This is a genomic window from Streptomyces sp. NPDC093586, assembly GCF_044764905.1.
Classification (GTDB): Bacteria; Actinomycetota; Actinomycetes; order Streptomycetales; family Streptomycetaceae; genus Streptomyces.
In genome coordinates, this window is sequence record NZ_JBIWJA010000009.1 from 77,971 (window position 1) to 98,109 (window position 20,139).

Sequence of the window (20,139 nt, forward strand, 5' to 3'; positions counted from 1 at the left end):
TCAGACGCTCGCGTCGCCGGCGGTGCCGGCCGTCGTGCTGCTCGGCGAGGTGTCGTCGTCGCGCCGCCTGCGCACCGCCCAGAACACCGCGCTGCCCGCCACGACGGTGACGCCGACGCCGATGACGCCCGCGAGGCCGCCGGAGACGCGGGCGTTCGCGATGTCCTTGACGCCGTAGTCGGCGAGCGGGGAGTCGGCGCTCGCGTGCTCCTCGGTCTTCTCGTCGATGCCCTTGTCGGCGGCGACCTTCTCCAGGCCGTCGGGGCTGGCGGAGGCGTAGAAGCTGACGAATCCGGCGAGGACCAGGGAGGCGACCAGGCCGGTGATCCACACCTTGCGCGGCGAACGGGCGGCGACGGGCGCGGGGGCCGGCCCGGCGTCGGGGGCGTCGACGAGTTCGCCGTTCACCCGCAGCTTCAGCCGCTGCCGGAGCCCGCGCGCGCCGTGCACGAGGTCCGGGCGTACGGCGATGACGGCGCCGACGGTCAGCGCGGTGATCGCGGCCTCGCCGATGCCGATCAGGACGTGCACGCCGATCATCGCGGTGGCGACCTTGCCGATGGAGACGTCGGTGGTGCCGCCGATCCAGTAGAGGAGGGTGAAGGCGAGGGCGGCGGCCGGGACGGAGACGAGCGCGGCGACGAAGGAGGCGACGGTGACCGAGCGGCGGGTGCGCGGCAGGACCTTCACCAGGCCCCGGAAGAGGGCGTAGGCGACGACCGTCGTGACGATCGCCATGTCGGTGATGTTCACGCCGAGCGCGGTCAGGCCGCCGTCCGCGAAGAGGATGCCCTGCATGAGCAGGACGACGGAGACGCACAGGATCCCGGTGTAGGGGCCGACGAGTATCGCGGCGAGCGCGCCGCCGAGCAGATGCCCGCTGGTCCCCGCGGCGACGGGGAAGTTCAGCATCTGCACCGCGAAGATGAACGCCGCGACCAGGCCCGCCAGGGGCGCCGTCCGTTCGTCCAGTTCGCGCCGCGCGCCGCGCAGGCCGACCGCGATGGCGCCGGCGGCGACGACCCCGGTCACGGCGGAGGTCGGGGCGTTGATGAATCCGTCAGGTACATGCACGGTTCGATGATAGAGGCTTGTTGCGAATGTCTTGCAAGAGCGAGGGGCTCGTTATCTCACATGTGAGATAGGTGATCGCGCGGTGCGGGACTGGCGTACTCCCGAAAGGTGTTATTCGGGAAATATGGGACATTGGGAGGAGGGTGGGCGCACGGCTTCCGCACAGGTGACAGAGCGTGAGGGGCGATCCGATGTCCGTTGTCGAGCAGTACGCGCGAGCCCACATCCTGACGGACGCGGATCTCCCGGACGAGGAAGACGGCGGTGCCATATCCGTCGTGCTGCGCTACGACCCCGGCCACGACCCGCGCTCGGTGTGCGTGGGGCTGCCCGGACGGGGCCCCGGGGCCGCCGCCCGCGAGTGGCGGTTCTCCCGGGACCTGCTGGAACAGGGGCTGCGGGCGCCCGCCGGAAGCGGGGAGGTGCGGGTGTGGCCCTGCGGGCGGGTGCAGGCCGTCGTCGAGTTCCACTCCCCGCAGGGATGCTCGGTCGTCCAGTTCGAGACCAAGGCGCTCATCCGGTTCCTGCGCCGCACCTACGCGGCGGTGGCCGAGCCGGTCCCGCACTGAGCCGCCTGTGCTCGGCTCCCACCCGTCCGGCCGCGCGCTCGGCGGTCTGCCCGGCTACCGCCTGCCCGGCCGTGTGCCTGGCCTCCGCCTGCCCGGCCGTGTGCCTGGCCTCTGCCTGCCCGGCCGTGTGTCTGGCCTCTGCCTGCCCGGCCGCGCGTGCTCAGCCGTCTGCCCGGCCGCGCGCCTGGCCTCTGCCTGCCCGACCGTGCACCTGGCCTCCGCCTGCCCGGCCACTCGTGCTCAGCCGTCTGCCCGGCCGCCCCCTGAGCCGCCCGGCCGGCGCCCGTCGGAACCGTCCGCTCAGCCGCCCGCCCGCAGCACGTCCGCCACGATCGGCCCGGCCGCGTCGCCGCCGTGGCCGCCCTGCTCGGTCATGGCCGCCGCCGCGACGTCGTTCCGGAAGCCGGTGAACCAGCTGTTGGACGTGGTCTGCCCGTCGACCTCGGCCGAACCGGTCTTGGCGCCGATGTCGCCGCCGAGCCCGGACATGGCGTTCATGGCGGTGCCCCGGGTCGCGGTGAGCCGCATCATCTGCTTGAGCTGGGCGGCGGTGCTCTGCGGCAGCCCCTTGGCCGTGGCCAGCTTCCGGCCGTCCAGCTCCGGCGGGACCAGGTACGGCTGGCGGAACTCGCCGGTGATGGCGGTCGCCGTCACCGAGGCCATGTTCAGCGGGTTCATCTGCACCTGGCCCTGGCCGATGGCGTTCGCCGCGCGGTCGGGGCCGCTGACGGCGGGGACGCGGCCGTCGAAGGAGACGATGCCGGTCTGCCAGTTGTCGCCCTTGAGCCCGAAGCGCTCCTCGGCCTCCTGCGTCAGGGAGGCGTCCGTGAGCGGGTCCTCGTCGATGAGCTTGATGAAGCCGGTGTTGCAGGACCTGGCGAAGGTGCTCGAGAGTGTGGCGCTCATGTCGGCTTTCATGCCGGTGAGGTTCTTGAAGGTCTGGCTCTGCCAGATCGCCGTGTCCGGGCAGGGAGCCGGGTCGTTCATCGAGGTCACGCCGTTGTCGATGAGCATGGCCGCAGTGATGATCTTCATGGTGGAGCCGGGGGCGACCCGACCCTCGAACGCCGCGTTGAAGCCGTCCGCGCGGTTGTTCGCCACGGCCAGCACCTCGCCGGTGCTCGGCTTGACGGCGACCACCGAGGACTCGTCGTACCGGCCGACCGCCTGTTCGGCCGCTGCCTGCACGCTCGCGCTGAGCGTGGTGCGCAGCTTGCCGGGCCTGCCCTCGGTCACCGGCAGCAGCGGGGTGTCCGGGGCCTGGGCCGCGGTGTGCCGGACCGCCAGCTCCACGCCGGGCTCGCCGCCCGCCTTGTCGCCGTACTTCTCGCGCAGCTTGGCGAGGACCGGGCCGAGCGAGGGGTACTTCTCCTTCGTCAGCACGGCGCCGTCGCGGTCGACGGCCTGGATCTGCGGGGTCGCCGACTCCTCGGTGACCAGCGTGTCGCCGTCCTTCAGCTGCGGGTGGACGACGGACGGCTTCCAGCCGACGAGCGCCCGCCCGGAGGTCTGCCCGCGCACCACGGTCAGCTCGCTGCGGTACGTCAGCGGCTTGGACGTGCCCTTGTACGACACCTCGGCCTTCACCGTGAACGGCACCGTCATGCCGCTCACGCTCACCTCGCCGGGCGTGATCTCGACGTCGGTGATGTGGGCGTCCCGGCCGTAGGCCGTCAGCAGCGTCTCGGCGGCCGCGGCGTTGTTCGTGTACGAGGCCGCCGTCGTCGCGTCGCCCTTCTCCCAGGCGGTGAAGAACTTCTCCGAGGTCTCCTTCACCTCGTCGCCGCTCGGCGGCCCGCTCTTCCGGGACGCCCCGCCGCCCCCGTCCAGCGCCGACACGACGTTGTAGGCGCCGTACCCGGCTCCGCCCACCATCACGGCGAGCACGCCGCCTATGACGGCGGCCTTCACCCCCCTGCCCATCGGCAGTCCCCTCCCGGTCGGCCCCGTACGCGCTTTCTTGAACGCGTTCAGAAGTAGTTGTGGGGAGCACTCTATGCGCAGGAGGTGACTGAAGGTACGGATGTTTCCGGATGGTGGCCGAACGGAGACCGCCCCTCCGCTCCGGGGAGGGGCGGGACCGGGACGTTCCGTGCCAGACCTCGGACTTCAGACCTCAGGTCTCAGACCCACGTATCCAGCCACATCCGCGACCGCCACTCCTCCATGGGGATCGCCGTCCCCGTGTACAGGGGCCAGAAGTAGATGAAATTCCAGGCGATCAGCAGCACCAGCACGCCCGCCCCCGTCGCCCCCGCCACGCGCCGGGTGTCGCCGCAGCCCGGCCGGCCCACGATCGCCCCCAGCAGCATCGCCACCGCCAGGCACAGGAAGGGCAGGAAGACGACGGCGTAGAAGAGGAAGATCGTGCGCTCCTGGTACAGGAACCAGGGCAGATAGCCGGCCGCCAGCCCGCAGGCGATGGCGCCCGCGCGCCAGTCGCGGCGGAAGGCCCAGCGCCACAGGACGTACACCAGGGCGAAGCAGCCGATCCACCACAGCAGCGGCGTGCCGATCGCCAGCACCTCACGGGCGCACTTCTCGCCCGCGTCGGCCGGGCAGCCGTCCGTGCCGGGCCCCGGTGACTCGTAGAAGTAGGAGACCGGGCGGCCCAGGACGATCCAGCTCCACGGGTTCGACTGGTACGTGTGCGGAGACGTCAGGTGGGTGTGGAACTCGTACACCTGGGTCTCGTAGTGCCACAGGCTGCGCCACCAGTCGGGGAAGAGCCACGACCAGGAGCTGGTCCGGCCGTCGGCCGTCGCCCAGTCGCGGTAGTAGCCGCCGGTGCCGTCGGAGGCGGAGAGGATCCAGCCCGTCCAGGACACGAGGTAGGTGACGACGGCGACCGGCACGGTCGACAGGAACGCCCAGCCCAGGTCGTTCCTCAGGACCGCCAGATACGGCCGGCGGGCGCCCGCGACCCGGCGGGAGCCGACGTCCCACAGCACGGCCATCACGCAGAACGCCGCCATGATGTACAGGCCGTTCCACTTGGTGGCCGCGGCCAGGCCCAGCATCACCCCGGCCGCCAGCCGCCAGGGCCGCCAACCGAGCCGCAGCGTCCCGGCGACGTGCTCGTCCGGGCGGACCCGGCCGTCGGCGTCCACGGGCAGCGCGGCGGCGAGCCTCCCGCGGGCCCTGTCGCGGTCCACGACCAGGCAGCCGAACGCGGCCAGCACGAAGAACATCAGCACGCTGTCCAGCAGCGCCGTGCGGCTCATCACGAACGCCAGCCCGTCCAGGGCCATCAGCGCGCCCGCCAGGCACCCCAGGAACGTGGAGCGGAACAGCCGGCGTCCGATCCGGCACAGCAGCAGCACCGACAGCGTGCCGAGCAGCGCCGTCATGAACCGCCAGCCGAACGGATCGAACCCGAACATCAGCTCGCCCAGCCCGATCACGTACTTACCGACCGGTGGATGGACGACGTACGCCGCGTCCGCCGGGACCGGGACGTGCCCGCCCGAGTTCAGGATCAGGTCGTTGGCGTCCTTGTCCCAGTTGACCTCGAAACCGCGGTGGACCAGCGCCCAGGCGTCCTTGGCGTAGTACGTCTCGTCGAATATCACCGCCTTCGGGCTGCCCAGGTTCCAGAACCGCAGCACGCCCGCCAGCAGCGTCACCAGCAGCGGACCGCCCCAGCCGGACCAGCGCCCGATCCGGTCCGCCGCCGTCCTCGACAGGCCGAGGAAGGCCCACAGTCGCGGCCCGGGCCGCGTGTACGGCGGCACCAGCCGGTCGCGGACGTCGCCCGCCGGCAGCCCCGCCGTGTAGCCGAAACGGCGCAGCCGCTGCTGCCAGGTGGGCCCCTGGCCGGGCGGGGCCTGGTCCTGCCGGAGGTCCGTGGAGGACGCGGTACTGGTCACCGCGCCATCGTAGGGAACCGTTCTGCGCACGTCCCGCGCACGGCCCTCACCGGTCCGGATGCGTCCCCCTCCGCGCACCCCTGGGAGGATGGGGGACGTGACTGGAACCCTTGTACTGGCGGGCACCCCCATCGGCGACGTCCAGGACGCCCCGCCCCGGCTCGCCGCGGAACTCGCGGGCGCCGACGTCGTCGCCGCCGAGGACACCCGGCGGCTGCGCCGGCTCACCCAGGCCCTCGGGGTGACCCCCAAGGGGCGCGTCGTGTCGTACTTCGAGGGCAACGAGTCCGCCCGTACGCCCGAACTGGTCGAGGAGCTGGTGGGCGGCGCGCGCGTGCTGCTGGTGACCGATGCCGGCATGCCCTCGGTGTCCGACCCGGGCTACCGGCTGGTCGCCGCCGCCGTCGAGCGGGACGTCAGGGTGACCGCCGTGCCCGGCCCGTCCGCCGTGCTCACCGCGCTCGCGCTGTCCGGGCTGCCCGTCGACCGGTTCTGCTTCGAGGGCTTCCTGCCGCGCAAGGCCGGCGAACGGCTCGGCCGGCTGCGCGAGGTCGCCGGGGAGCGCCGGACCCTCGTCTACTTCGAGGCCCCGCACCGCCTCGACGACACCCTCGCCGCGATGGCCGAGGTGTTCGGCGCCGACCGGCGGGCCGCCGTCTGCCGGGAACTGACCAAGACGTACGAGGAGGTCAGGCGCGGCGGTCTCGGCGAGCTCGCCGCGTGGGCGGCCGAAGGGGTGCGCGGCGAGATCACCGTCGTGGTCGAGGGCGCCCCGGAGACCGGGCCCGAGGAGGTCGGCGCCGAGGAACTGGTGCGCCGGGTGCGGGTGCGCGAGGAGGCCGGGGAACGGCGCAAGGAGGCGATCGCCGCGGTGGCCGCCGAGGCGGGCGTGCCCAAGCGGGAGGTGTTCGACGCGGTGGTGGCGGCCAAACACGCCGGCGCGTGACGGCGCGGGGCGACGGCTCCCGCGCGTGACGCCGGGGACCGCACGCGCCCGCGCCCCATGGGCGGGCAAACAGCCCGCCCGCAAGGCAAAGCCCAGACCCGCCCGCCGGGCGCGCTCGGGCAAGGAATGTCCAAAACGGCTCCAATACTCGACAGGACCGATGCGTTCCCGTCGGGCGGGGCGTCCACTGGACGTCGGGGACGCACCCGTTCCCGACGTCCAGCGGACAGCAGGAGCCGGCATGAGTGAGATCACCGGACAGAACGGACAGGCCGAACGGACGGGCCTGCGGGCCGGAGCCACCGCCGTCGTCCACGAGTCGTACTCCTTCGCCTGCATGCGGTGCGGGCACGGCTGGGAGCAGTCGTTCGAGATAGAGCACCACCGGGACGCCGACGGCCACGAGTTCGTGCTCTACGTGGCGGACGGCCGCATCGTGCCCTCCCCGCTGAGCCGGCCCACGTGCGCCAACTGCGACAACCACGTCGTACGGATCATGCGGCCGGGGCGCGTCGCCTCGGTGCGCGGCACCGCGCACGGCGTGCACCGGGTGCCGCCGGCCGGACCGCTGGAGGCCCCCCGGGTGCCCGGACAGCCGGGACCGGCGGCTTCGGAGGCCTCGTCCGGGCACCGGCACCTGTCCGGCCTTCTCCAGGCCCTCCACCTCCAGCGCAGGGCGAGCTGACCCGGCGACCTCCGGCCGTCCGCGACGGCATGCCCCTTCCGTAGGATCGGGACATGCCTTCGAACGCCTCGGACCGGACCGACAAGAACGACGCCCCGCCGCTCCCCGAACCCCTGCGGGTACCGGTCGCCGACTCGCACACCCACCTCGACATGCAGTCGGGCACGGTGGCGGAGGGCCTCGCGAAGGCCGCGTCGGTCGGCGTCACCACGGTCGTCCAGGTCGGCTGCGACCTCGCCGGCTCCCGGTGGGCGGCCGAGACGGCGGCGGCGTACGACGCCGTCCACGCCACCGTCGCCCTGCACCCCAACGAGGCCCCGCGCATCGTCCACGGGGACCCTGGGGGAGGCTGGTCGAGGCAGGGCGCGCGGCAGCCCGGCGGGGACGCGGCCCTGGACGACGCCCTCGCGGAGATCGACCGGCTGGCCGCGCTGCCGCAGGTCAAGGGCGTCGGCGAGACGGGCCTGGACCACTTCCGTACCGGGCCCGAGGGCAAGGAGGCCCAGGAGAGGTCCTTCCGCGCCCACATCGAGATCGCCAAGCGGCACGGCAAGACCCTGGTCATCCACGACCGCGACGCCCACGCCGACGTCCTGCGCGTCCTCAAGGAGGAGGGCGCCCCCGAGCGCACCGTCTTCCACTGCTACTCCGGCGACGCGGAGATGGCGCGGATCTGTGCCGAGGCCGGGTACTACATGTCCTTCGCCGGCAACGTCACCTTCAAGAACGCCCAGAACCTGCGCGACGCCCTCGCCGTCGCCCCGCTGGAGCTGGTGCTGGTGGAGACCGACGCGCCGTTCCTGACCCCGGTGCCCTACCGGGGCCGCCCCAACGCCCCCTACCTGGTGCCGGTCACGGTGCGGGCGATGGCCGCCGTGCGCGGCATCGACGAGGACGCCCTGGCCACGGCCCTCGCGGCGAACACGGCCCGCGCCTTCGGCTACTGACCGGCACCCCGTCCGCACCGCGGGACCCGGCCGCGGGACCGGTCGGCGGCGCCCCCGCCGCCCCGGGCGGCCGGCGCGCCGCCCCCGGCTACCCTTGCGGGGTGAGCAGCCCCACCCCCGACGCCCTCCTGGGCCCCGCCGACGTCCGCGAACTCGCGGCCGCCCTCGGCGTGCGCCCCACCAAGCAGCGCGGCCAGAACTTCGTCATCGACGCCAACACGGTCCGCCGTATCGTCCGCACCGCCGAGGTCCGCCCCGACGACGTGGTGGTCGAGGTGGGACCGGGCCTCGGCTCGCTCACCCTGGCCCTCCTCGAGGTCGCCGACCGGGTCACCGCCGTCGAGATCGACGACGTCCTCGCCGCCGCCCTGCCCGCCACCGTCGCCGCCCGCATGCCCGAGCGCGCCGACCGGTTCGCGCTCGTCCACTCCGACGCCATGCGGGTGACCGAGCTGCCGGGCCCCGCCCCGACCGCGCTCGTCGCCAACCTGCCCTACAACGTCGCCGTGCCCGTCCTCCTCCACATGCTCGACACCTTCCCGAGCATCGAGCGCACCCTCGTCATGGTCCAGGCCGAGGTCGCCGACCGGCTCGCCGCCGGACCCGGCTCGAAGGTGTACGGCGTGCCGTCCGTGAAGGCCAACTGGTACGCCGAGGTCAAGCGGGCCGGCTCCATCGGTCGCAACGTGTTCTGGCCCGCGCCGAACGTCGACAGCGGGCTGGTGTCACTCGTCCGGCGCAGCGAGCCGCTGAAGACCACCGCGTCCAGGCACGAGGTGTTCGCCGTCGTCGACGCCGCGTTCGCCCAGCGCCGCAAGACCCTGCGGGCCGCCCTGGCCGGCTGGGCCGGGTCGGCCGCCGCCGCCGAGGCCGCCCTCGTCGCCGCGGGCGTGTCGCCGCAGGCGCGCGGAGAGGCGCTGACCGTGGAAGAGTTCGCGCGTATCGCCGAACACAAGGAGTGACGAACACGTGAGCGTGACGGTCCGCGTCCCCGCCAAGGTCAACGTCCAGCTCGCGGTCGGTGCCGCCCGCCCCGACGGCTTCCACGACCTGGCCAACGTCTTCCTCGCGGTCTCCCTGTACGACGAGGTCACCGCGACCCCTTCACCGGGGGGCCTGCGCGTCACCTGTGAGGGCCCGGACGCCGACCAGGTCCCGCTCGACCGGACCAACCTCGCCGCCCGCGCCGCCCTCGCCCTCGCCGAGCGCCACGGCCGCGAGGCGGACGTGCACCTGCACATCGCCAAGGACATCCCCGTCGCCGGCGGCATGGCGGGCGGCAGCGCGGACTGCGCCGGCGCCCTGGTCGCCTGCGACGCCCTGTGGGGCACCGGCGCCTCCCGCGCCGAGCTGCTGGAGATCTGCGCCGAGCTGGGCAGCGACGTGCCGTTCAGCCTGGTCGGCGGGGCGGCGCTCGGTACCGGGCGTGGGGAGAGGCTGACGGAGCTGGAGGTCGGCGGCGACTTCCACTGGGTCTTCGCGTTGGCCGCGCGGGGGCTGTCCACGCCGGCCGTCTTCCGCGAGTTCGACCGGCTGGCGGAGGGGCGGGAGATCCCGGAGCCGGCCGCCGACCAGGCGGTGCTCGACGCCCTCGCCAAGGGCGACCCGGCCGCGCTCGCCGTGGCCGTCTCCAACGACCTCCAGCCGGCCGCGCTCTCCCTCTACCCCGAACTGTCCGACACCCTCGCGGCGGGCCGGGCGGCGGGGGCGCTGGCGGCACTGGTCTCGGGCTCGGGGCCGACCACGGCCTTCCTGGCCCCGGACGCCAGGTCCGCGTCCGACATCGCCGGGGTGCTGCGGGCGTCGGGGACGTGCCGGGACGTGCGCACGGCGGTGGGGGCGGTGGCGGGGGCTGTGGTGGTTCGAGAGGGCGGGGTCAGAGATTGTCGACGGCCGTGAGGTCGATGTCGATGACGTAGGGCTTTTCGACCTTGATCCGGTCCCGGTGCATGCCCACGTGTACGTAGGCCTTGGTCATCGGGTCGAGTTCGTAGACGTGGACGACCGGCCTGCCGTCCGTGCCGCCCTGCTCGACGCGCCAGAAGTTGGGGATGCCGGCGGCGGCGTACTTCTGGGGCTTGGTCGTGCGGTCGCGGGACTCGGAGTCGGGGGAGACGACCTCGACGGCGAGGAGGACGTCCTCGGCCTTATAGCTTGTCTGGGTCGGTCCGGTGACCGCCTCGGCCCGGATGACGCTCACATCGGGCTCCGGGCCGTTGTGCCGGTCGAGGATGGTGGTCATCTCCCGACTGACCCTGAGGTCGGCAGGCAACCCCGCGCGCAGCCCCCAGACCAGCAGGTCGATCACGTTCGCGTGGAAACGACGCTGTGGACTCACGAAAACCAGGCTCCCGTCGATCAGCTCTGTGTGCGGCGGGAGATCCGGCAGCGTGAACAGGTCGTCCACGGTGTATCCGTCCTGCGGCGGGACCGGCCAGCGAGAGGGGCGGTGCTCTACGGACTCGGCGGTCATGGTTCCTCCCATGGACGGGATCCTGCTGCCTGCCCTCCAAGGTAACCGGGGGATACGACACACGTCACCACAAAGAGTGACGACCCCCGTCCGCGTCACCCCACCCCCCGGAGGGCCTACGCTTGAAGGCTGATCGTCCCCCAGGCAGGAGAGAAATGGCCGTCAATCTGGTCAATGTCGAGAACGTCAGCAAGGTGTACGGCACCCGTGCGCTCCTCGACGGCGTGTCCCTCGGCGTCTCCGAGGGGGACCGCATCGGCGTCGTCGGCCGCAACGGCGACGGCAAGACGACCATGATCCGGATGCTCGCCAGGTTGGAGGAGCCCGACACCGGCCGGGTCACCCACTCCGGCGGGCTGCGGCTCGGCGTGCTCACCCAGCACGACTCCCTCGACCCGAAGGCCACCGTCCGCCACGAGGTCATCGGCGACATGGCCGACCACGAGTGGGCCGGCAACGCCAAGGTCCGGGACGTGCTGACCGGCCTGTTCGGCGGGCTGGACCTGCCCGGGTTCCCGCAGGGCCTCGACACCGTCATCGGGCCGCTCTCCGGCGGCGAGCGGCGCCGGATCGCGCTCGCCAAGCTGCTCATCGACGAACAGGACCTGATCGTCCTCGACGAGCCCACCAACCACCTCGACGTCGAGGGCATCGCCTGGCTCGCCCGGCACCTGCGCGAACGCCGCTCCGCCCTCGTCTGCGTCACCCACGACCGCTGGTTCCTCGACCAGGTCTGCACCCGCATGTGGGACGTGCAGCGCGGTGACGTGTACGAGTACGAGGGCGGCTACTCCGACTACGTCTTCGCCCGCGCCGAACGCGAGCGCATCGCCGCCACCGAGGAGACCAAGCGGCAGAACCTCGTCCGCAAGGAGCTGGCCTGGCTGCGGCGCGGCGCCCCCGCCCGGACCTCCAAGCCCCGCTTCCGCGTCGAGGCCGCCAACGAGCTGATCGCCGACGTGCCCCCGCCCCGCGACAGCAGCGAGCTGATGAAGTTCGCCTCGTCCCGGCTCGGCAAGACCGTGTTCGACCTGGAGGACGTGACCGTCCAGGCCGGCCCCAAGGTGCTGCTCAAGCACGTCACCTGGCAGCTCGGTCCCGGCGACCGCATCGGCCTGGTCGGCGTCAACGGCGCCGGCAAGACCTCCCTGCTGCGCGCCCTCGCCGAGGCCGCGTACAGCGACGGCGAGCGGCAGCCGGCCGGCGGGCACGTGCGGGTCGGCAGGACCGTCAAGCTGGCCTACCTGTCCCAGGAGGTCGCCGAACTCGACCCCACCTGGCGGGTGCTGGAGGCCGTGCAGCGCGTCCGCGAGCGCGTCGACCTCGGCAAGGGCCGCGAGATGACCGCGGGCCAGCTGTGCGAGACGTTCGGCTTCGGCAAGGAGAAGCAGTGGACGCCGGTCGGCGACCTGTCCGGCGGTGAGCGGCGGCGGCTCCAGCTGCTGCGCCTGCTCATGGACGAGCCCAACGTCCTCTTCCTCGACGAGCCCACCAACGACCTCGACATCGAGACCCTGACCCAGCTGGAGGACGTCCTCGACGGCTGGCCCGGCTCGATGATCGTCATCTCCCACGACCGGTTCTTCATCGAGCGCACCACCGACCGGGTCTTCGCCCTGCTCGGCGACGGCGCGCTCCGGATGCTGCCGCGCGGCATCGACGAGTACCTGGAGCGGCGGCAGCGGATGGAGGAGGCCGCGGCGGCGGCCTCCCCCGCACCGGCGGCGAAACCGGCCACGGAGGTCCCCGAGAAGAGCGCCGCCGACGTGCGCGCCGCGAAGAAGGAGCTCCAGAAGATCGAGCGGCAGCTCGACAAGATCTCCGAGAAGGAGACCAGGCTGCACGCTCAGATCGCCGAGAACGCCACGGACTTCGCGAAGGTGGCCGAACTGGACGCCGAGCTGCGCGCCCTGTCGGGGCAGCGCGACGAGCTGGAGCTGCGCTGGCTGGAATTGGCGGAGGACGCCTGAGCCGCGCGCACAGGGGGCGCGCGTGGCGTGAAGAGGACGTGAAAGCGCATAACGGAGGCGTCACGGGCCGGTCCTCCCTTGGGAACAGGGGCGGACGCGGCCCGGTGTGCTGTCGGCACCGGGTGATAGAAAGGGCCGTCTGAGACTGTCTGAGCAACCGCCCGATGACGTCCCGAGGCCAGCGCGTACCTCGGGACGTGGCGGAAAATCAGTGAGCAATAAGGGGGAACGCGCTGATGAGCCAGCCGCCCAACCAGCCGCCGCAGCCGGGTGGCTTCGGCCCGCCGCAGGACCCGCCGCCGGGCGGTGGTTTCGGGGCGCCGCAGACGCCGCCGCCCCCGCAGGGTCCGCCCCAGAACCCCCAGCCCCCGCAGGGCCCGCCACCCGGAGCACCGCAGCCCGGGTACGGGTACCCGCAGCAGCCCGGTCCGTACGCGCAGCCGGGCCCGTACGCCTCCGGTCCGTACGCCCAGCCCCAGCAGCCGGGCCCCTACGGGCAGCAGCCCGGCTACGGCTACCCGCAGCCCCAGTTCCCCGGCGGCCCCGGCACCCCGCCGCCCGGCGGCTCCCGCAACCCCTTCAAGGGCAAGCCGGCCCTCGCGATCGCCGCCGCGGTCACGGCCCTGCTCGTCATCGGCGGCACCGTGTGGGCGGTCACCGGCACCGGGGACGACGGCAAGGACAAGAAGCCGGTCGCCGAGAAGAGCGACGACGCCAAGCCCACCGCCACCGGCGGCGCCCCGGTCGACCCGGGGGACGGCAGCGGCGACGGCGACGAGGACCCCCAGGACCTCAACGAGGGCCGCCAGGCCGGCGAGGCCAAGGTGCTCTGGTACAAGGAGGCACCCGACGCCCCCGCATCCGGCGCCGACGCCGACGGCATGTGGATCACCGACAGGACGGCGGTGAAGGCCGCGTACAAGCAGGTCTTCGCCTACGACGTCGACGACGGCAGACCCACCTGGGACCCGATCACCTTCCCGCAGAAGATCTGCGCGGTCACCCCGGACAAGACGGCGCAGAACACGGTCGTCGTCGCCTACATGAGCGGTTCCAGCGACCGCGCCAAGTGCAACCAGCTCCAGCAGATCGACCTCGCCACCGGCAAGCAGGGCTGGAAGGAAGTGGTCGCGGACGGCGAGCTGTTCGACTCGGTGACCTCCATCGAACTCTCCGTCAGCGGCGGCACCCTGATGGTCGGCCGCTCCCAGTCCGGCACCGCCTACGACGTGACCAGCGGCAAGAAGCTGTACGACAAGAAGCGGTACGACGACGACTGCTTCCCCGCCGGATTCGCGGGCGGCGCGACGAAGCTCGTCCAGGTCGCCTCCTGCGGCGCCGGCGGCGACAACGAGCACGACGAGGTGCAGGGCCTCGACCCGAAGACCGGCAAGGTCCTGTGGACCTACCGGTACGGGAAGGGCTGGCGGGTCGAGCGGGCCTACTCCGTCGACCCGCTCGTCATCTACGCCAGCAACGAGGACAAGAAGGTCTGGAACATCTCCGGCTTCACCGCCGCCGGCCGGGTCCAGGCACAGGTCGGCGTCGACGAGGACTTCGCCCCCGAGTGCGGCTGGGGCATCCTCGACCGCGACCTCCAGGGCTGCACGGGCGTCGTCGTCGCCGACAACACCCTCTACCTGCCGACCAAGGCGACCACCGGCGCCAACGAGATCGTCGCGATCAACCTCGCCGACGGCAAGGAGAAGTGGCGCACGAAGTCCCCCGCGGACGAGTCGATGCTGCCGGTGAAGGCCGAGGGCGGCGCGCTCGTCGCCTATGTGGAGCCGTCGTACGACACGGGCGGCCAGGTCGTGTCGATCCCGACGGGCGGCGGCAGCCACACCCCGTCCAAGCTGCTGCAGAACCCGCAGGGCACCGCGGAGATCGAGGACAGCTTCTTCTCACGGGACATCGACTGGGCCGACGGGCGCTTCTTCATCTCCAGCACCCACCTGAACGGGACACCCCCCGCTATTTTTTTTTTTTGCCCCCCCACCGTAATGTCACCACTTCCCCCCCCCCCCCCCCCCCCCCCCCCGGCGGCGCCGGGGGGGCCGGCCGCCCCCCCCGGCCCCCCCCCACGACTCCGCTCCCCGAGGTACTCACGCCATGACCCAGCCACCGCCCCCGCCGCCCCACCAACCTCCGCAGGGCGGAGGCTTCGGCCCTCCGCAGGACCAGCCGCCGCAGCCGCCGCAGCCGCCGCAGCCGTCCACGCCCGCCACCCCGCCGCCGTCCGGCGCGCCGGACCTCGGCAAGGCCCCCGCGCCGGGGTACGGATACCCGCAGGCGCCGACGACTCCGGCGGCACCGCAGTCACCCCCTGCCGCGCCGCAGGCACCCGCGGCCCAGCCGACGCCTCCGGCGGGACCGCCGCAGCCGGGGTACGGCTATCCGCAGACGCCGCCGCAGCCCCAGCCCGGTTACGGCTACCCCGGCCGGCAGCAGCCGGGTCCGTACGGGCAGCCGACGCCCCCCTACGGCCAGCAGCCGCCCTACGGGCAGCCGACGCCGCCTTACGGGCAGTACCCCGGCCAGCCCGGACACGGGTATCCGCAGGCGACCGTGCCGATGCAGGCGCAGTCCGGCGGGCCGGGCGGTGGACGGAAGCTCAACGCACAGGTCGCGATCATCGTGTCGGCCGTCGTCGCGATCGCACTGATCATCGGCGGCGGTGTCTGGTACGCGGGTTCCACGGGCAAGGACGACGACAAGAAGCCCACCGCGAACGGCAAGGGCGGCACGGAGAACAAGGGCGGAGGCGGCGGCGCCTCCTCCGGCGGCAAGGAGAAGGTGCCCGCCGACCCCGCCGCCAAGGTGCTCTTCCAGGTCCCGGCCCCCGCCGTCACCAAGGAGCAGTCGACCATCACGGTCACTGGCTCCTGGCTCACCGACACGGTGTACGCCAAGAGCGGCATCGGCGAGGTCGTCGGCTACGACCCGGCCAAGGGCACCAAGAAGTGGACGATCGACCTGCCCGGCCCCGTGTGCGAGGCCACCAAGCACGTCACCGCGGACAACAAGACGGCGATCCTCTACAAGCCCGCCATGCCCACCAAGGACGACCCGCAGTCCTGCACGCAGGTCGCCGTGATCGACCTGGCCGCGGGCAAGCAGGTGTGGTCCAGGAGTGCCAAGGAGGGTGACCGGCCGATCGCCTTCGACAACGTCACCGTCAGCGGGGGCACCGTCGCCGCGGGCAGCAGCAGCGGCGGCGTGGCCTGGGACATCGCCACCGGCAACGTGCTCTGGTCCCCGAAGGTCACCGACTCCTGCTACGACATGGGGTACGGCGGCGGCGAGAAGCTGGTCGCGGTGCGCAGGTGCGGCAGGTACGACGCGCCGCAGCTGAACATCCAGACCCTCGACCCGAAGAGCGGCAAGGTGCTCTCCGAGTACAAGATGGACCGGGGCATCGAGTACGCGGGCGTCGTCTCGACCAATCCGCTCGTCGTCGTCGCCGACGTCGCCGACTCCGCCGGCGACGGCAGCGGCATCTCCGACTTCTTCTCCGTCGACAACAAGACCGGCAAGCTGCGCATACGCATCTCCGCCCCCGGCGACGCCTTCGCGGCCAGCTGCGAGACGATCACCGAGGTCGAGGACTGCCACGGACTGGCCGTCGGCGGCGACCGGCTCTACATCCCGACCGAGGAGCACGAGGGCGGCGGCGAGTCGTACGGCCGGACCAACGAGGTCGTCGCGTTCGACCTGGCCACCGGCAAGCAGACCGGACAGCGTGCCGACGCCGGTGACGGCTACACGATCACCCCGCTGCGCATGGACGGCACCAACGTGATCGCCTACAAGCGCTCGTACTCCAAGGGCGGCCAGATCGTGAGCATCGACGGCGGGACGTTCGAGCAGACGACCCTGCTGGAGAACCCGGAGAACGAGGCCGTGCATGACGCGGAAACGTCCATGTCGCCGGATTACTCCGAGATCCTCTACTCGCAGGGGCGCCTGTACATGTCGGAGGTGTTCGCCAGCGATCAGAGCAACGGGCGGAAGGAGTACCTGGCGGTCGCGTTCGGCACGAACGGCTGACGCCGGGTCGCCGGGTCGCCGGTCGGCTGTGCTTCACGGCCTCGTCCCCGTCGGGGGCGGGGCCGTGCGTCGTCTTGCGGGGGATTTCGGCGTTCCGGGGCGGTTCTTGCCGGTAGGGGCAGCGCGACGTCGGACTAGCGTGTAGCTTCCGGGGGCATGAGGGTCGGGCCGGGGGAACCGGGAGGGGGTTCCGCCGGCCGTCTGCCGGGGGTCTGGGGTGACTGGGGGGTTGCTCGATGGGAGTACGGCTCATGGTGGTCGACGACCACCGATTGCTCGCCGAGGCACTGGCCTCGGCGTTGAAGCTGCGGGGGCACCGGGTGCTCGCCGCGGCGGCGCCCGCCGCGGGGGCGGCGGAGCTGGTGATCAGCCGGGCGCCGGAGGTGTGCCTGCTGGGCACGGCGACACCGGCCGAGCCGGGGATCTTCGACCCGGTGGTGCGGATCAAGCGGGAGCGGCCGCAGGTGGCGGTGCTGGTGCTGGGGCCGGTGCCCAGTCCGCGCGGGATCGCGGCGGCGTTCGCGGCGGGGGCGTCGGGGTACGTCCGGCACGACGAGCGCATCGAAGGGGTCGAGCGGGCGATCATGAAGGCGCGGGTGGGTGAGGCGGCGGTGGCGCCGGCGCTGCTCCAGGGGGCGTTCGGGGAGCTGCTGAACCCGGCGGCCCAGCCCGACGACGAGGGGCAGCGGCTGCTGTCGATGCTCACCCCGAGGGAGGTCGAGGTCCTGGTCCGGGTCGCCGAGGGCGAGGACACCCGGCTGATCGCGGCCGGTATGGGCATCGCACCGTCCACGGCGCGGACGCATGTCCAGCGGGTCCTGATGAAACTGGGCGTGGGTTCCCGCCTGGAGGCTGCCGCCCTGGCCGCGCGGACGGGGTTGCTGGACCGAGCGGGTGCCTCCGGCGGTTGAGCGTCGTGCCTGCGGTGCGTGGGCGGGTGTGCCTGCGGGTGCCTGCGGTGCGTGGGCGGGTGTGCCTGCGGCGGCCTGTGCGGGGTGGGTGGGGGTGCGGGTGCCTGCGGCGGCTTGTGCGGGTGGGTGGGGTGCGGGGTGCCTGCGGCGGCCTGTGGCGGGTTCGGTGGGGGTGCGCGTAGCGCCTTCGGTGGGCTGTGGGTCGGGGCCGCGCCGGGGGGTGTCCGTCCTCGGAACGGCGCGGAATCGGTTCCTTACGAGCAGGCGGGGCGTCGACGCGCCAACCGCTGCGGGCGGACACCCCCCGACACGTCCCCTTCCCGCCGTACGCGGCTGACCCCCGTCACCCCGTCCCGCGTAGCTGCGGGCAGTTGTGCCTCCCCCAGTGCCTGAACGGCCTGGGAGGTGCCCCCGTGCGAGCGAAGCCGAGCGTGGGGGAGGGTGGGCGCTGGGGGCACCCCCTCCGGGGGAGGCACCCCGGCAGCGCCGGGCCGCGTCACCCACCGCGCCGGGTGCCCGTGGACGCCGGGTCGGGACACGTCCCCGCCCGGCGTTCACGGACCCGGCGTCACCCCTGCGGGGGTTCCTCCGTGGTGGCCGGCGGTGCGATCGGCCGCAGTTTCAGCCAGGCCAGGAAGAACAGGCCCAGCACCAGCATCCCCAGCCCGGTCCACAGGTTGATGTTCACCCCCTGCGCCTTGTCGATGTCGTCGTCGGACGCCACGAAGCCCGCGATCGTCACGATGACGCCGTAGACCACGAACAGCCCGCCGATGATCCGCCGGATGTCGAACAGCCGTGCCGCGGTCGCGGACTTGCTCTCCAGCTCGGAGACCTCGTCCTGGACGTTCTTGTCGGAGTGGGAATCGGACATGTTCTCTCAATCCTCCCGCGATCAGAACGAGAACGGGATGTAGCAGGCGGCGGCCAGCACGACCGCGCCCCAGCCCAGCAGGGCCGGCTTGCGGTACCACGCGTCGTCGCCCTCGGCGGGCGCCTCGGTCATGCCGGGGGAGGTGGTGCCGTAGACCAGGCCCTGGAGTTCGGCGGCCGGCTTCGGCGCGGTGAGCAGGGACACGGCGACCATGACGACCGCGCCGGCCACGAAGCCCGCGATCGCGGAGACGAAGTTGGCGCCCTGGTCGGAGGGGATGTCGACGATGCCCTGCTTGTAGATGACGAAGTAGTTCACCATCGCCGCGGTGGTGCCCGCGAGCAGGCCCCAGAAGCCGGACTTCATGGACGCCCGCTTCCAGAACATGCCGATGATGAAGACCACGAACATCGGCACGTTGAAGAAGGAGAAGAGCGTCTGGAGGTAGCTCATGATGTTCGAGAACGACGACGCGAGGAACGCCGTGCCGATCGAGGCCAGGACGCCGATCACGGTGATCAGGCGGCCGAAGCGGACGTAGTAGCCGTCCTCGCGGTCCTTCACGACGTACTTCGCCCAGATGTCGGTGGTGAACACCGTGTTGAACGAGGAGACGTTCGCCGCCATGCCCGCCATGAAGGCGGCCAGGAGGCCGGTCACGGCGATGCCGAGGACGCCGTTGGGCAGCAACTGCTGCATCAGGTACGGGATCGCGTCGTTGTACTGGAGGTCCGAACCGGAGGTGCCGATCTTCGGGACGAGGACCGCCGCGACCAGGCCCGGGATCATGACGACGAAGACGATGAAGATCTTCGGGAAGGCGGCGATGAGGGGGGTGCGCTGGGCCGCCGAGAGGTTCTTCGCGGACAGGGCGCGCTGCACCTCGGCGAAGTTCGTCGTCCAGTAGCCGAAGGACAGGACGAAGCCGAGGCCCAGGACGATGGTCAGCCAGTTGGCGCCCAGGGGGTTGGCGCTGCCGATGCCGGTGCCGCCCCACGCCGTCATGAAGTCGCCGCCGTGGGTCTTGGTGAGGGAGTCGGACAGGCCGTCCCAGCCGCCGACCTTCTTCAGGCCCAGGACGGTGATCGGGATGAGGCCCGCCAGGATGACGAAGAACTGCAGGACCTCGTTGTAGATCGCCGAGGACAGGCCGCCCAGGGTGATGTACGCGAGGACGAAGAAGCCGGCGACCACGATGGCCACCCACTGCGGCCAGCCGAGGAGGGCCTCGACGACGATCGCGAGGGCGTAGAGGTTCACACCGGCGATGAGGATCGCGGCGACGGCGAACAGAACCGAACTCAGCAGGTGCGACGCCCGGTCGAAGCGCAGGAGCAGGAATTCCGGCACCGAGCGGACCTTGGAGCCGTAGTAGAACGGCATCATCACCAGGCCGAGGAAGACCATCGCCGGGATGGCGCCGATCCAGTACCAGTGGGTCGTGTAGACGCCGTACTGGGCGCTGTTGGCGGCCATGCCGAGGATCTCGGTGGCGCCCAGATTGGCCGCGACGAAGGCGAGACCGGTGACCCAGGCGGGCAGCGACCGGCCGGACAGGAAGAAGTCCAGGCTGGTCCTGACCGAGCGGCGGGCGGCGAAACCGATGCCGAGGACGACGACGAAGTAGATCCCGAGGATCGTGTAGTCGAGCCAGTTGGTGGGGAGTCGAAGCTCCGCGGCTAGATATGTGGGGGTATGCATGCGAACTCGCTTCGTTGCGCGAACTGATCCGAGCGGAACCTACGCCTCCGCGTTCATTATTTGAACACTT

At 72.1% G+C, this 20,139-nt stretch carries 15 protein-coding genes and 1 pseudogene; 10 read left to right on the plus strand and 6 right to left on the minus strand.

Annotated elements, in window-relative coordinates; genetic code table 11:
• Positions 1-1,074 (minus strand): energy-coupling factor ABC transporter permease, encoded by a 1,074-nt coding sequence (locus tag ACIRFH_RS12550; RefSeq protein WP_403519639.1) that lies wholly within the window; start codon positions 1,072-1,074, stop codon positions 1-3.
• Between the two features lie 191 nt (positions 1,075-1,265).
• Here ACIRFH_RS12550 and ACIRFH_RS12555 point away from each other — a divergent pair, with 191 nt between their 5' ends.
• The gene (locus ACIRFH_RS12555) at positions 1,266-1,643 is read left to right on the plus strand and encodes an SsgA family sporulation/cell division regulator (RefSeq protein ID WP_403519641.1); all 378 of its coding nucleotides are present in this window, start codon (positions 1,266-1,268) and stop codon (positions 1,641-1,643) included.
• 300 nt (positions 1,644-1,943) lie between these two features.
• Here ACIRFH_RS12555 and ACIRFH_RS12560 read toward each other — a convergent pair whose 3' ends face one another.
• Positions 1,944-3,566 carry a penicillin-binding transpeptidase domain-containing protein gene (locus ACIRFH_RS12560; protein WP_403519643.1) on the minus strand — a complete coding sequence of 541 codons (1,623 nt, stop codon included), beginning with the start codon at positions 3,564-3,566 and terminating at the stop codon, positions 1,944-1,946.
• Positions 3,567-3,766: 200 nt separating this feature from the next.
• Entirely contained in the window at positions 3,767-5,512 is a 1,746-nt protein-coding gene (locus tag ACIRFH_RS12565; protein ID WP_403519645.1) for a dolichyl-phosphate-mannose--protein mannosyltransferase, read from the minus strand.
• Between the two features lie 97 nt (positions 5,513-5,609).
• On the opposite strand from ACIRFH_RS12565, the gene rsmI reads away from it, so the two are divergent.
• From rsmI to ACIRFH_RS12590, 5 genes are all read left to right on the plus strand, one after another.
• Positions 5,610-6,458: a 16S rRNA (cytidine(1402)-2'-O)-methyltransferase gene (gene rsmI, locus ACIRFH_RS12570; RefSeq protein ID WP_403519647.1), complete on the plus strand. Its 849-nt coding sequence runs from the start codon at positions 5,610-5,612 to the stop codon at positions 6,456-6,458.
• Positions 6,459-6,699: 241 nt separating this feature from the next.
• Positions 6,700-7,143 (plus strand): hypothetical protein, encoded by a 444-nt coding sequence (locus tag ACIRFH_RS12575; RefSeq protein WP_403519649.1) that lies wholly within the window; start codon positions 6,700-6,702, stop codon positions 7,141-7,143.
• A 53-nt stretch (positions 7,144-7,196) separates the two neighbouring features.
• On the plus strand, positions 7,197-8,090 hold the full coding sequence (locus ACIRFH_RS12580; protein WP_403519651.1) for a TatD family hydrolase: 894 nt from the start codon (positions 7,197-7,199) through the stop codon (positions 8,088-8,090).
• A 101-nt stretch (positions 8,091-8,191) separates the two neighbouring features.
• Positions 8,192-9,052 carry a 16S rRNA (adenine(1518)-N(6)/adenine(1519)-N(6))-dimethyltransferase RsmA gene (gene rsmA / locus ACIRFH_RS12585; protein ID WP_403519653.1) on the plus strand — a complete coding sequence of 287 codons (861 nt, stop codon included), beginning with the start codon at positions 8,192-8,194 and terminating at the stop codon, positions 9,050-9,052.
• 7 nt (positions 9,053-9,059) lie between these two features.
• Positions 9,060-9,989, plus strand: coding sequence for a 4-(cytidine 5'-diphospho)-2-C-methyl-D-erythritol kinase (locus tag ACIRFH_RS12590; RefSeq protein ID WP_403519655.1), 930 nt, complete (start codon positions 9,060-9,062; stop codon positions 9,987-9,989).
• On the opposite strand, the gene ACIRFH_RS12595 is transcribed toward ACIRFH_RS12590, so the two are convergent.
• Positions 9,967-10,563, minus strand: a complete 597-nt coding sequence (locus ACIRFH_RS12595; protein ID WP_403519657.1) for a Uma2 family endonuclease — start codon at positions 10,561-10,563, stop codon at positions 9,967-9,969. The genes ACIRFH_RS12590 and ACIRFH_RS12595 overlap by 23 nt on opposite strands.
• Before the next feature lie 155 nt (positions 10,564-10,718).
• On the opposite strand from ACIRFH_RS12595, the gene ACIRFH_RS12600 reads away from it, so the two are divergent.
• From ACIRFH_RS12600 to ACIRFH_RS12615, 4 genes and pseudogenes are all read left to right on the plus strand, one after another.
• The gene (locus tag ACIRFH_RS12600) at positions 10,719-12,533 is read left to right on the plus strand and encodes an ABC-F family ATP-binding cassette domain-containing protein (RefSeq protein ID WP_403519659.1); all 1,815 of its coding nucleotides are present in this window, start codon (positions 10,719-10,721) and stop codon (positions 12,531-12,533) included.
• A gap of 236 nt (positions 12,534-12,769) precedes the next feature.
• Positions 12,770-14,497: pseudogene (locus tag ACIRFH_RS12605) on the plus strand (PQQ-binding-like beta-propeller repeat protein); the annotation flags it as partial.
• Between the two features lie 148 nt (positions 14,498-14,645).
• The gene (locus tag ACIRFH_RS12610; RefSeq protein ID WP_403519661.1) at positions 14,646-16,583 is read left to right on the plus strand and encodes a PQQ-binding-like beta-propeller repeat protein; all 1,938 of its coding nucleotides are present in this window, start codon (positions 14,646-14,648) and stop codon (positions 16,581-16,583) included.
• Between the two features lie 236 nt (positions 16,584-16,819).
• Positions 16,820-17,494, plus strand: coding sequence for a LuxR C-terminal-related transcriptional regulator (locus tag ACIRFH_RS12615; protein WP_403519663.1), 675 nt, complete (start codon positions 16,820-16,822; stop codon positions 17,492-17,494).
• A gap of 568 nt (positions 17,495-18,062) precedes the next feature.
• On the opposite strand, the gene ACIRFH_RS12620 is transcribed toward ACIRFH_RS12615, so the two are convergent.
• Together ACIRFH_RS12620 and ACIRFH_RS12625 are read right to left on the minus strand one after the other, a co-directional pair.
• A complete protein-coding gene (locus ACIRFH_RS12620; RefSeq protein WP_403519665.1) occupies positions 18,063-18,368 on the minus strand; it encodes a hypothetical protein in 306 nt (101 codons plus the stop codon).
• Between the two features lie 21 nt (positions 18,369-18,389).
• A complete protein-coding gene (locus ACIRFH_RS12625; RefSeq protein ID WP_403519667.1) occupies positions 18,390-20,069 on the minus strand; it encodes a sodium:solute symporter family protein in 1,680 nt (559 codons plus the stop codon).
• Between the last annotated feature and the right edge of the window lie 70 nt (positions 20,070-20,139).